Annotated in this window: 11 protein-coding genes and 1 rRNA gene; 7 read left to right on the top strand and 5 right to left on the bottom strand. The window is 43.2% G+C overall.

What is annotated here, in order from left to right; all coding sequences use genetic code 11:
* The 5 genes from HZC12_04985 to pyrE form a co-directional block, all read left to right on the top strand.
* Positions 1 to 1,182 (top strand): peptide-binding protein (locus tag HZC12_04985; protein MBI5026082.1); only part of this gene is annotated, 1,182 nt, incomplete at its 5' end.
* A gap of 74 nt (positions 1,183 to 1,256) precedes the next feature.
* Positions 1,257 to 2,231 carry an ABC transporter permease gene (locus HZC12_04980; GenBank protein ID MBI5026081.1) on the top strand — a complete coding sequence of 325 codons (975 nt, stop codon included), beginning with the start codon at positions 1,257 to 1,259 and terminating at the stop codon, positions 2,229 to 2,231.
* Positions 2,228 to 3,064, top strand: a complete 837-nt coding sequence (locus HZC12_04975) for an ABC transporter permease (GenBank protein ID MBI5026080.1) — start codon at positions 2,228 to 2,230, stop codon at positions 3,062 to 3,064. The genes HZC12_04980 and HZC12_04975 overlap by 4 nt, the downstream gene beginning before the upstream one ends.
* A 20-nt stretch (positions 3,065 to 3,084) precedes the next feature.
* Positions 3,085 to 5,919 carry a bifunctional [glutamate--ammonia ligase]-adenylyl-L-tyrosine phosphorylase/[glutamate--ammonia-ligase] adenylyltransferase gene (glnE, locus tag HZC12_04970; protein MBI5026079.1) on the top strand — a complete coding sequence of 945 codons (2,835 nt, stop codon included), beginning with the start codon at positions 3,085 to 3,087 and terminating at the stop codon, positions 5,917 to 5,919.
* Positions 5,920 to 5,974: 55 nt separating this feature from the next.
* Positions 5,975 to 6,538 (top strand): orotate phosphoribosyltransferase, encoded by a 564-nt coding sequence (gene pyrE, locus HZC12_04965; protein ID MBI5026078.1) that lies wholly within the window; start codon positions 5,975 to 5,977, stop codon positions 6,536 to 6,538.
* Positions 6,539 to 6,566: 28 nt separating this feature from the next.
* Here the strand turns inward: pyrE and HZC12_04960 are convergent, their stop codons facing one another.
* From HZC12_04960 to HZC12_04945, 4 genes are read right to left on the bottom strand one after another with little or no spacing between them, the layout of a single operon-like run.
* Positions 6,567 to 7,907, bottom strand: coding sequence for a glucose-6-phosphate isomerase (locus HZC12_04960; protein MBI5026077.1), 1,341 nt, complete (start codon positions 7,905 to 7,907; stop codon positions 6,567 to 6,569).
* Positions 7,908 to 7,958: 51 nt separating this feature from the next.
* The gene (locus HZC12_04955) at positions 7,959 to 9,173 is read right to left on the bottom strand and encodes a threonine ammonia-lyase (GenBank protein MBI5026076.1); all 1,215 of its coding nucleotides are present in this window, start codon (positions 9,171 to 9,173) and stop codon (positions 7,959 to 7,961) included.
* A complete protein-coding gene (locus tag HZC12_04950; GenBank protein ID MBI5026075.1) occupies positions 9,161 to 9,523 on the bottom strand; it encodes an ATP synthase subunit I in 363 nt (120 codons plus the stop codon). Before HZC12_04950 ends, HZC12_04955 begins: the two co-directional genes overlap by 13 nt.
* A complete protein-coding gene (locus HZC12_04945) occupies positions 9,498 to 9,764 on the bottom strand; it encodes an AtpZ/AtpI family protein (protein ID MBI5026074.1) in 267 nt (88 codons plus the stop codon). The genes HZC12_04950 and HZC12_04945 overlap by 26 nt, the downstream gene beginning before the upstream one ends.
* A 76-nt stretch (positions 9,765 to 9,840) precedes the next feature.
* On the opposite strand from HZC12_04945, the gene HZC12_04940 reads away from it, so the two are divergent.
* Both HZC12_04940 and HZC12_04935 read left to right on the top strand, forming a co-directional pair.
* A complete protein-coding gene (locus tag HZC12_04940) occupies positions 9,841 to 10,149 on the top strand; it encodes a PilZ domain-containing protein (GenBank protein ID MBI5026073.1) in 309 nt (102 codons plus the stop codon).
* On the top strand, positions 10,146 to 11,663 hold the full coding sequence (locus HZC12_04935; protein ID MBI5026072.1) for a 2,3-bisphosphoglycerate-independent phosphoglycerate mutase: 1,518 nt from the start codon (positions 10,146 to 10,148) through the stop codon (positions 11,661 to 11,663). The genes HZC12_04940 and HZC12_04935 overlap by 4 nt, the downstream gene beginning before the upstream one ends.
* Positions 11,664 to 11,779: 116 nt before the next feature.
* Here the strand turns inward: HZC12_04935 and rrf are convergent.
* Positions 11,780 to 11,896: ribosomal RNA gene (rrf, locus tag HZC12_04930) — 5S ribosomal RNA — on the bottom strand.
* Between the last annotated feature and the right edge of the window lie 315 nt (positions 11,897 to 12,211).

The raw sequence follows: 12,211 nt of genomic DNA, 5'->3' as shown, positions 1-12,211 counted from the left end.
TTCAGGGTAACCTATGAAAAGCCCTTTGCACCTGCACTTTCAACCTGGGGAAATCTTGCAGTGCTGCCGAAACATTTATTAGAAGGCAAAGATATAAAAGAACTACCCAAAAGCGAGTTCGCCAGAAAACCAATCGGCATGGGCCCTTATAAGGTTGTAAAATGGACTACAGGGCAGGAAGTTGTTTTAGAATCGAATAAAGATTATTTTGAAGGCAGGCCATATATAGACCGGTATATTTACCGGATTATCCCTGACCAGGCAACGATGTTCCTTGAACTTCAGGCAGGTAGTGTTGACTGGATGGGGCTTATACCAATTCAATATATGAGACAGACCGATACACCTTACTTTAAAAAGAACTTTCAAAAATTTCGCTACCCTGTCTTTGCATATACATATATGGGATTCAATCTGAAGCATACATTATTTAAAGATAAACGTATAAGACAGGCGATAGCACATGCCATAGATAAAAATGAGATCATAGATGTGATTCTCTTCGGACTCGGCAATCCTGCCACAGGACCGTACGTTCCAAACACATGGCCTTATAATCCTGATGTCAAGAAATACGAATATAACCCTGAGAAGGCGAAAGAGCTTCTCAAAGAAGCAGGCTGGGAAGATACTGACGGAGACGGCATTCTGGATAAGGACGGAAGACCATTCAGCTTCACCATCCTTACCAATATGGGAAACACCCTCAGGAAGAATACTGCTACCATCATTCAGTGGAGACTCGAAAAGATAGGGATAAAGGTAGAAATCAGGGTGCTTGAATGGAGTACATTTATTAATGAATTTATAGACAAGCGGCGCTTCGAGGCAGTGATTCTCGGCTGGAGCATAGGCCTTGACGGTGACCAGTATGATATCTGGCATTCGAGTAAGACAAAGGAGAAGGAGTTTAATTTTGTGAGCTATAATAATCCTGAAGTGGATGAACTTCTTGAGAAGGGACGCAGGACATTTAACATCGAAGAAAGGAAAAAGGCATATTTCAGGGTTCAGGAGATACTCGCCGATGAACTGCCTTATATTTTCTTATATGTCCCTGATGGCCTGCCAATTGTGCATACACGGTTTAAGGGCATTGAGCCTTCTCCGATAGGGATAACCTATAATCTGCCTAAATGGTATGTGCCACAGAAATTGCAGAGACATATTTTAACTAAGTGAGAAATGAGAAGTGAGAAGTTAAAAATTCTTTACTTCTAATTTCCCATTTCTTACTTCTAACTTATTATATAGCTATGTTTAGTTATTTAATAAAACGCATACTCGAGCTTATTCCGACCTTATTCGGGATTACCCTGCTTTGCTTCTTTATCATTCACCTCGCGCCTGGTAAACCAACGGATATCATGGCCGAGATGAACCCAAAGATTACGCCGGAGGCGAGGGAGAGACTGGAGAAATATTATGGCCTTGATAAGCCCATCATTGTCCAGTATGGCATGTGGCTCAAGAGGATTGTTAAACTCGACTTTGGTGATTCGTTCTCTGCTGACAGGCGGCCTGTCTGGAATAGGATAAAGGAAAGGCTGCCTATCACCCTTCTGATCGATGTCCTGTCTCTGTTGCTTATTTTACTTGTTGCCATTCCAATAGGAGTATCATCTGCAACGCACCGATATTCTACATACGATAAGGTTACAACAGTAATTGTTTTTATTGGTTTTGCCATCCCCACTTTCTGGCTGGCCCTTCTGTTGATGATACTGTTTGGCGTTTATCTGGACTGGCTTCCAATATCGGGGCTCAAGTCCATAAACTATGAAACATTGTCAGGCACGGGAAAGATATGGGATTGGGCAAAGCACCTCATTATGCCTGTCTTTGTTTCTGCGTTTGGCGGACTTGCAGGGTTTTCAAGGTATATGCGAGGTAATATGCTTGAGGTGATAAGGCAGGATTATGTGACAACAGCAAGGGCAAAAGGCTTACCTGAATCAGATGTCGTATACAGACACGCCTTGAGAAATGCTCTTATGCCGATTATTACATTGCTCGGCCTTTCAATCCCAGGGCTGATAGGTGGAGGCGTTATATTTGAGACAATATTCGGCATTCCGGGGATGGGCCAGTTATTCTATATGTCGGTTATGACAAGGGACTATCCTCTGGTAATGGGAATATTGACTATCAGTGCAATGTTGACATTACTTGGCAACCTGTTAGCAGATGTGTGTTATGCCATTGTAGACCCGAGGATAAGAATAAAATGATTTTCTGGCACAGGTTTAAAAAGAACAAACTCGCTGTAGCAGGAGGGATGGTTGTCCTGATTCTCTTTATCATTTCTATTTTTGCTTCGCTTATTTCGCCTTACGACCCTAATATCATAGATAAAAAACACGTGCTTGAGCCTCCGAGTTTGAGTCACCCATTTGGTACTGATGACCTCGGCAGGGATATCATGAGCAGGGTTATATGGGGCTCACGTATATCACTGTCCGTCGGTTTTGTGGCAATCGGTATTGCGACCATCATAGGGATAATTTTAGGTGCAATATCCGGCTATTATAGTGGCTGGCTTGATCGCATCAGCATGAGGTTTGTTGACATAATGCTGTCCATCCCGACATTTTTTTTAATCCTCGCTGTGATAGCCTTTCTTGGACCAAGTATCTGGAATATTATGGTTATCATAGGGCTTACATCATGGATGGGCGTTGCAAGGCTTGTGAGGGCAGAGGTTCTTACATTAAAGGAGAGGGAATTTGTCCTTGCTGCAAAAGGGCTTGGAGTTAGGGACATGCGGATAATTTTCAGACACATCATGCCCAATAGCCTTGCCCCTGTGATTGTCTCATTTATACTTGGAGTTGCAAGTGCGATTTTAGTGGAGTCTGCCCTGAGTTTTCTCGGTATTGGTGTTCAGCCACCCACTCCAAGCTGGGGTAATATACTGACCTCTGGAAAGGACAATATCGAGGTTGCATGGTGGCTTTCAGTTTTTCCTGGCCTGGCTATCCTTATAACTGTCCTGAGTTACAATATTGTTGGCGAAGGCATAAGGGATGCTATTGACCCGAGACTCTGGGGAAGCGAAGAATAAAAAATTAAATATAAATTATTGTGAGTAATTACGAAAAACTTATCAGGGATATCTCAGCAATATCCCCTGACCCTGAAAGGGCATTTAAAAATATCTCAGAGCTTTTTAGCGCCCACCCTTATTTAATAGATGAGTTAACCGAATTAAATTTTCTTAAGCCGCTCTCAATACTTTTTGGAAGCAGCCAGTTTTTAGCCTACTACTGTATCTCAGAACCTGAAGTGCTGATTCAGACCCTTAAGAATTTGAAAGGGCCTGTAGAGAAAGAGAGCTATTTAAAGGAGCTTAAAAACCTTACCATGAATAACACCATTGATGAGTTAATGATGAATTTAAGGAACTTCAAAAAGAAAGAAATGTTAAGGATAACACTCCTCGATCTTATGGGAAAGGCAGACCTTGTAAATACAATGCTCGACCTTAGCAACCTCGCCTCAGCAGCCCTCGAAGCAACTTTAGATTCAGCCATCGGTTACATGAAGCAGCGGTATGGCGATCCAGAAGGAGGGGCAGAATTTTCTGTTATTGGAATGGGCAAGCTCGGCGGCGAAGAGCTCAATTACAGTTCAGACATAGACCTCCTTTATCTTTATTCATCAGAAAGAGGAGAGACCTCAGGGGTTCTCTCTTCACATGGCATCAGGATAAACAGGATATCAAACCATGAATTTTACTGTAAGCTTGGAGAACTTTTAACAAAGACCCTTCAAACCACCACAGGAGAAGGTTTTGCTTACAGGGTTGACCTCAGGCTCAGGCCAGAAGGCCAGAGTGGAGATATTGCCATGTCCCTGAGAAGTTATGAGATTTACTATGAGTCCTGGGGCAGGACATGGGAGAGGGCGGCCCTGCTCAAGGCAAGGCCTGTGGCTGGAAGCGAGAGGATTGGAAAAGAATTCCTTGAAACCGTGAGGCCCTTTGTTTACAGAAAATACCTCGATTTTAGCGCTGTTGATGAAATCAGGCAGATGAAGCTCAAGATTGATAATGCCTTTAGAAAAGGCGATATAAAAAGGGGCTATGGCGGGATAAGGGAAATAGAGTTTTTTACACAGGCCCTCCAGTTGCTTTATGGAGGCAGGGAGCCCCTTTTAAGGGAACGGGGTACGCTGAAGGCATTACACAGGATGAGTCAAAAGGGCATTATAAGTAACGGCGAATATTACACCCTTTCTCTGTCATATAATTTTTTAAGAAAACTTGAACACAGGCTCCAGGTCCTTCATGACCTGCAGACACACAGCCTGCCTGAAGATAAGCAGGAGCTCATAGCGCTGGGCAGGAGAATGGGTTACACTGATGTGGAAGATTTCCAGAGGGAACTTAACCAACATACATATTCTGTTCACAGTATCTATGAGACCCTCTTTTCTGGCTATAAGGTTCCAGAAGAAGGGTTTCTGTTTGATGAAGAATTAACAGAGACCGAACTTAAAGAAGTTTTAAAACAATATGGCTTTAAAGACTTAAATAAGGCCATTAAGAATATCCAGCTTATAAAAGATGAGATGGTCACCCATCATACACTCAAGGGCAGGAGGCTGCTTTCAGAGACTCTTCCTTCAATCTTTAAGAGTGTGGCAGGGAGTCATCAACGGGACATGGCCCTTAATCTCCTTCAGGGGCTTATTGCGGCTCTTGCCCAGAGGGAGTCCTATCAGACACTTTTAAAAGAAAATGAAGTCCTTAGAGAACGCCTTATAAAGTTAATCTCTCAGAGCGAGTATCTATCAAGGCTTTTGATTGTCAGACCGGAGTTGCTTGAGACCCTTACTGAGGAAGGCAGTAAAAAGAAAACACTGAGGGTTCTTAATTCTGAACTGAATGCCCTTTATGCGTTTAACCCTTTTAGGGGAGTTGATTTGCTCAGGACATTCAAGCACTCAGAGGAGATCAGGCTCGGCCTTTTATTCCTCGACGGTAAACTCAGCATTACTGACCTTATGAGAGGCCTGACCAAGGTTGCAGAGGCGATACTTAATTTAACCCTCAAGATGGCCTTTGAGGATATAGCCCCTGAACAAAGGAATATGAGTATTATCGGCCTTGGAAAGCTCGGAGGCAGGGAAATAACCTATGGCTCTGACCTGGATGTTGTTTTTGTATACGATATTGATACTTCGGCCAGTCAGGTCGATGTAGCAGAACAATACTCAAAAACCGCAGAAAGGGCCATGCGTTTGTTAATGGCCTACACAAAAGAAGGAGTATGTTACAGGGTTGATACAAGGCTCAGGCCGGAAGGTTCAAAAGGACCTTTAGCCCAGGCTTTAAGCGCATTCAAACTTTACTATGAAAAGGAGGCTGCTCTCTGGGAAAGGCAGGCACTGCTTAAAGCAAGGCCAGTGGCCGGCAGTGAAAAACTGGGCAGGGAATTCATTTGCATGATTGATAATATTGCTTTTAAAAATATTCCAGAGACCCTTTCTCAGGACATAAAGGAAATGAGAGAGAGGATAGAGCGGGAACTTTCAAAAGAAGACGGCCAGTATGATATAAAATTTGGCCCGGGCGGGATAGAGGAGATAGAGTTTTTAGTGCAGTACCTTCAGATGAAGTATGGAAGAGAGCACATAGGACTCAGAGTCCCGAATACTTTAAGGGCAATCAGTCGCCTTATAAGGCTAAATATATTAGACAGAGAGGAAGGTTCTTTGATTTACAGGGCCTATGTGTTTTATAGAAGTCTTGAGACTTACCTCAGGCTTGCCGGACGATCTCTTATGCCGAAGGAGGCAGAAGATTTAAATGCCATAGCGCAATTTTTAGGTTATAAAAGTGGAGATGCCCTTATCAAAGATTTTTTAAAGACACGTGCTGCTGTGAGAGAACTCTGGAAAAGGTATCTTGATTAAAGAGGCATATATCTATTGTTTTCTCACGTCATATTTTGATAATATTTAAACTCGTATGGACAACAAAGCACGGTTAATCTCTTACATCAAAGAGCATTCTTTCGAATATAGCGACAGGCCAATCTTTAAACTATCTTCAGGGAAGATGAGTAATTTTTACTTCAACCTAAAAAAGACCACTCACTCTGCAGAAGGCCAATATCTCATTGGCAACATTGTTTTCGATAAGATTCAGGAGCTTAATTTAAAACCTAAGGCCATTGGTGGACCAACCATGGGAGCAGACCCGATTGCCTTTGCAACTGCGCACTGTTCTTATCAGAGGCAGAATCCGATAGATGCTTTTGTTATAAGGAAAGAACCAAAGCCTCATGGCATGATGCTTCAGATAGAGGGAAATGTTAGAGCAGGAGATAATGTCATTATTGTTGATGATGTGGTTACTACCGGGCAGTCTACTATCAGGGCCGTAGAGGTTGCTAAGAATGCTGGATTAAATATAATAGCTGTTATTATTTTTCTTGACAGGTGCGAGCAGAATGGCAGAGAGAACATCGAAAAATCAGGCTATCCTGTATATTCTATCCTGACAATCAAGGACTTTATCCCGCATCTTTAGAATACCCTGCGAAAGGGTGTGGGGTTTATTAAATTTTGTATTTTAAATTTTGCATTTTTCCTTTATACATGACTGCTTCACGCCTCTTGTCCTCATAACCCTCACGTCCCAGTATTCCATAGGTTAAGTTTTTTCCCTCTTCTACGCCTGGCTGATTAAATGGGTTGACCCTATAAAGCAGGCCGGTAAAGGCGGTTACAAGTTCGAAGAATAAAAACATCTGGCCAAGATAATATGCATCAACCCGTGGAATGGTTATCCGCATATTAGGTCTTTTGGCCTTTGTGAGGCAGAGTTCTGTTGCCTCCTGCTCTGCTTTTATGAGCCCTCCGAGGCTGTGCCCTTTTAAATAACTCAGGGCAGGGATATCTTTATCGGGAATGGTAATGTCATCACTGGAACTTTCTACCCTTATAAAGGTTATTACCTTGTCCTTCGGGCCTTCCATCCATAACTGAAGCTGTGAATGCTGGTCAGTGGTTCCAATTGATGGATATGGTGTCTGGCCAAGACCTTCTTTTCCGAGGCTTTCAGCCCATAACTGGCAGTACCATTCTGAAAAAGACTTAAGCCTGTCTGAATATGGAAGGAGCACAGAAATGCTTTTGCCTTTTTGTTGCCCCATGAGATACATGAGGGCTCCTGCCATATAAGCAGGGTTTTTCCATGGGTCTTCTGCTTTGCACTTTTCAAGCATATCTTTTGCGCCATCGAGCAGGCCCTTAACATCGATGCCGGCTATTGCGGCAGGGAGAAGGCCGACAGGGCTAAGCACAGAATAACGCCCTACAACATCAGGGTGTATTGAAAGTGTCCTGAAACCCTCTTCCCTGGCAACCTCCCTCAGAATTCCCTTCTCAGGGTCTGTAGTAGCAACAATCCAGTGCTTATAATTTTCTTTATTAGCTTTTTTCAGTCTGTCCATGAGGATTAGAAAAGACGCCATGGTCTCAACAGTGCTTCCAGATTTTGTAATAACATTTACTGTTGTTTTTCTTAAATCAATTATTGAGAGAATTGAAGTAAGGGTATCAGGGTCAACATTGTCGTATATAAATATCTTTGGGGTGTGCTTTAAATTATAAAAAGGTTTTAAAGAATCGAGCAGTGCCTTTGGTCCGAGGGCAGAGCCGCCAATGCCGAGGAGCATAAAATACTCTGAGGTCTTTCTGATGTCCTCTCCTATTTTTGAAAGTTCCGACAGATCTTGATAGGGCAAATCTAAGAATGCAAACGCCGGCCATTTAGTTCCTGAAATCTCTCTGTGGACATCTTTTATTTGTTCCTTAAGTGCGTCAATATCTTCGGGTTTTAATCCCTCAGGGCCAATAGCCTCCTGCATTATATTTGTAAAATCCAGAGTTATCATCGGCATCTCCCCCTGCCAGTCTTTGGCAGAACCAAAAAATATAGACTGCACCTACAAGGGTTTGGCAACAGCCCTTTCCATGCATGACTTTACGTTGAAGCCTTTATTGCTTAGAAAATCCACGATCTCATCAATATGTTTAAATCCCCTGGTCTCAAGCTCTATTGTAACCCTGGTCTTTCCGAGCGGCAGGTCTCCTGAAAGCCTGTCATGAAGGATATTAAGAATATTGGCGTTTCTTGAAGCAATTGAATCTGTCAGGCTGGCAAGGGAGCCGGGGGTATCGCTTAAGATTATTTCCAGGATAGCAATTCTGCCTGAGGCTGAAAGGCCCTTGAGTATAATCCTGTCCAGGACATTGACATCAATGTTTCCTCCGCTGACAATCAGGACAACTCTCCCCTTTTTTGTTTTAATTTTTTCTTCAAGCATGGATGCTAAAGGTGTAGCGCCAGCACCCTCTACGATGAGTTTCTTTCTCTCAAGGAACAGAAGGATTGCCCTGGCAATGGCCTCTTCAGACACTGTCACAATGTCATCAACGTAACGGTTTATTATTGGCATGGTTATTTCACCTGCCCTGCCGACTGCAATCCCGTCTGCTATGGTAGGTTCCGGGATATGCTCAACTATTTTCTTTTTCCTGAAGGAAAGATAAGCTGAAATTGCTGCCTCTGCCTGAACGCCAATAACCTTGACCTTTGGTTTTTTTTCTTTTATTGCAATTGCTACTCCGGATATTAAACCGCCTCCGCCAACAGGCACCACAACTGTGTCCATATCTTTCAGGTCCTCGGTGACCTCAAGGCCAACCGTGCCCTGGCCCTGTATTATCTCAGGGTCGTCAAAGCTGTGTATGAAGATATAGCCTTTTTGTTTCACCGCATAGGATAGAGAATCAGAATAATTCCTGCCATAGAATACAACCTCAGCGCCGTACGCCCGTGTTGCCTCGCTTTTTATGATTGGAGCAGTTATGGGCATAGCTATCTTTGCCTTGAAGCCGAGAGAGGCTGCTGCAAAGGCAATGCCCTGAGCGTGATTTCCCATAGAGGCTGTTATTATCTTCCTGGCATTTTTAATGCCCAGGAGTTTTCTAAAGGCGCCCCTTACCTTAAATGACCCTGTTTTCTGTAAGTTTTCTGCTTTAAGATAAACGTCACGGCCTGTTAGACGGCTGAAGGAATTAGAAAATATCAGTGGAGTATGGTGGATAAATTCGTTTATCTTTTTTCTTGTGTCCTCAATATCTTTCAGGTTGACCAATCTTTTTTCCTTTCAGATAAGAACCCTTCTAACGGTAGTATTACGAATACCACAGTTAAGCCAGCAAGTAGTCCGAAGATGTTAGCTATGTCAAACTTTATCACAAGAAATATGATGAGGGAAAGTATAAAAAGCCTTGTCAGAGAGGAAAATACTATGGCTATTTTTGCCTTTGGCCCATGAAGAAGCCCTTCAATGCCCCATATAAGTCCTCTGAGATTTACAATTCCCAATGCACCTCCAATGAGTATGCTGAGCGGGATTTTCCAGTCAAAGAAAAAGACAGAAAGGACTGATAGTATAATAAGGACTATAAGGCTCCTCTTAACGACCCTTTTCAGAATTTCCATTGTTTCTTTCTTTCAAGGCGACCCTGAAAAGATTTCTGAATCCTGCTGCAATGCCTATGATTAAAAAGATTATGGTCAGCCACGGCGAGGTGCCGAAAAGCTTATCAAGATAGTAGCCTATTGCGAGGCCAATAAAGGTTGCTACGACAAGGTTTATCCCGACTGTGCTTACTACCAGGAGAAGGCGAAGAAATTCTTTTTTTTCTTTCCCGCCAGAGGCAGACTTTTTGGAAAAACTCATTGCTCAAGCAGTTTAACAAAAGGATGGCTATGCGTCAAGTTTGACTAAAGGCATTAATGCTGTTAAAATTTTGTCTATGCAGCCACGGGGCGCTAAAAGGGTAATCAAGAGATTGGAAATAAAGTTTTATGCTGGAGGTGCAAGTTATACGGGCATTACAAGCAATTTATCAGAGAGCGGTTTGTTTATAAGGACATTCAGAGGCGTTGTGCCAGGCTCTATCCTGGATATGGAGCTTATGCTACCTGATGGGAATGTGTTAAAGCTTTCCGGTAAGGTAATACGGACTGTAAAAACGCAATTTCGCAGCGAAAAAAACGGGATGGGAATTAAACTTATCGGCCATCCCGATCAATACTTAGAATTTCTAAAAACCTTCCAATGAGACCGTTTGTCTTAGTAGTTCTTGATGGCTGGGGAATAGGCCGCCATTCAGAAGAAAATGCCATAGAAATAGCGAATATCCCTTTCTACAGAAGTCTCCTTAAAGAATACCCCAATACAGTCCTTGAGACATCAGGCGAATTTGTGGGTCTGCCCGAAGGCCAGATGGGAAATTCCGAGGTAGGCCATCTCAACCTCGGGGCAGGCAGGATTGTGTATCAGGATTATACGAGAATCAATAAGGCAATAAGAGAGGGAGAGTTTTTCAGGAATCCTGCTATCCTCGGCGCAATGGATGCTGCAAAAGACAGTGCCCTTCACCTCCTCGGCCTTGTATCTGACGGTGGCGTGCACAGCCATATAAATCACCTCTATACCCTGATTGAAATGGCATTAAATGTAGGGGTGAAGAATGTATTTATCCATGCCTTCATGGACGGTAGGGATACCTCTCCAACATCAGGCATGGGTTATATAAAAGGGCTTGAGAGTTTTATAAAGGATAAGCCCTCTGTAAAGATAGCAACAGTCACAGGCAGGTACTGGGCTATGGACAGGGACAAAAGATGGGAAAGGATAGACCGTGCCTACAGGGCGCTTGTCAATGGCTCCGGCAGAATGGCCAGATCAGCTATCAAAGCCATAGAGGAAAGCTACAGGGCAAATGAGACTGACGAATTCATAACGCCGACTGTAATTATTAATGATTCAGAGCCTGTCGGAAAAATAAGAGATAAAGATGCTGTAATATTTTTCAATTTCAGGGCAGACAGGGCAAGGGAGCTTACAATGGCCATTAATAACGCTGAGTTTACTTTCTTTCACAGGGAAGAAAGGCCTGAACTGAGCTCTTATGTAACTATGACTGTATACGATGAGACCTTTCCTTTTCCAGTTGCATTTCCACCTGTAAGGTTGAAAAATATCCTCGGTGAAGTTATAAGCAATAAAGGGTTACGGCAGTTAAGAATTGCCGAGACAGAAAAATACGCGCATGTCACTTACTTTTTCAATGGCGGAGAAGAAAATCCCTTCCCTGGCGAAGACAGGTGTTTAATACCGTCTCCAAAAGATGTCCCCACCTATGACCTGAAGCCTGAGATGAGCGCCTATCCTGTAACAGAAGAATTGATTAAGATGATAGACTCAGGGGTTTATAATTTTATTGTCCTGAACTTTGCAAATCCTGATATGGTGGGACACACAGGGGTAATTGAGGCTGCTGTAAAGGCATGTGAGACTATCGATAAATGTCTCTCAGTTATTGTGAAAAAAGTCTTAGCCTCGGGGGGACTGGCCATTATTACTGCTGACCATGGCAACTGCGAGGAGATGCGCAGTGGCGATAGTTTGCCCCACACCGCGCACACAATGAATGCTGCGCCATTCATACTTTTGAAAAAAGGGGTTAAATTGAGAGAGAGAGGAATACTCGCTGATGTTGCGCCAACTATACTTGAGTTAATTGGGATAAAAAAGCCGGCAGAGATGACAGGAGAAAGTTTAATAGGTTGAACACAGATAAGAACCACAGATGATCGCAGTGGGCACAAAGCCTGCCTAACCATAACTTGTGAATATCCGGGATAAACAAAAAGGGCTCAGTTTTTACCGAGCCCTCTTATATTTTAATCCGGCGACGACCTACTTTCCCAGGACCTTGCGGTCCAAGTATCATCGGCCCTGGAGGGCTTAACTTCCGTGTTCGGAATGGGAACGGGTGTTGCCCCTCCGGCATTGCCACCGGAAACTCTATCTATTAGAATAATAACATAACCTTAGAAAAAAATCTAAGATTTCTTTGACATCTGCAGGCATTAAGTCGCCCTTACTTCCTTGACCACGATTTAAATGGAGTATTGGAGTGATGGAGTAATGGGATGTCTGTTTTTAAATCCCGCTACTCCAATGCTCCATTACTCCAAGTTTTCAAACTTGGTGGAGGTGAACGGGATCGAACCGATGACCTTCCCGATTACAATCGGGACGCACTCCACTTAATCTTTCAGTTAAATCTGGTGGAGGTGAACGGGATCGAACCGATGACCTTCCCGATTACAATC

The organism is Nitrospirota bacterium (genome assembly GCA_016214385.1).
Classification (GTDB): domain Bacteria; phylum Nitrospirota; class Thermodesulfovibrionia; order UBA6902; family JACROP01; genus JACROP01.
This window is presented reverse-complemented; position numbering and strand designations above follow the sequence as displayed.

Bases quoted from the DNA above. Each gene is read 5' to 3' on its own strand.
- HZC12_04980 (MBI5026081.1), top strand. From the start codon at position 1,257: ATGTTTAGTTATTTAATAAAACGCATACTCGAGCTTATTCCGACCTTA.
- HZC12_04960 (MBI5026077.1), bottom strand. From the start codon at position 7,907: ATGATAACTCTGGATTTTACAAATATAATGCAGGAGGCTATTGGCCCT.
- HZC12_04975 (MBI5026080.1), top strand. From the start codon at position 2,228: ATGATTTTCTGGCACAGGTTTAAAAAGAACAAACTCGCTGTAGCAGGA.
- HZC12_04945 (MBI5026074.1), bottom strand. From the start codon at position 9,764: ATGAGTTTTTCCAAAAAGTCTGCCTCTGGCGGGAAAGAAAAAAAAGAA.
- HZC12_04935 (MBI5026072.1), top strand. From the start codon at position 10,146: ATGAGACCGTTTGTCTTAGTAGTTCTTGATGGCTGGGGAATAGGCCGC.
- HZC12_04940 (MBI5026073.1), top strand. From the start codon at position 9,841: ATGCAGCCACGGGGCGCTAAAAGGGTAATCAAGAGATTGGAAATAAAG.
- pyrE (MBI5026078.1), top strand. From the start codon at position 5,975: ATGGACAACAAAGCACGGTTAATCTCTTACATCAAAGAGCATTCTTTC.
- HZC12_04950 (MBI5026075.1), bottom strand. From the start codon at position 9,523: ATGGAAATTCTGAAAAGGGTCGTTAAGAGGAGCCTTATAGTCCTTATT.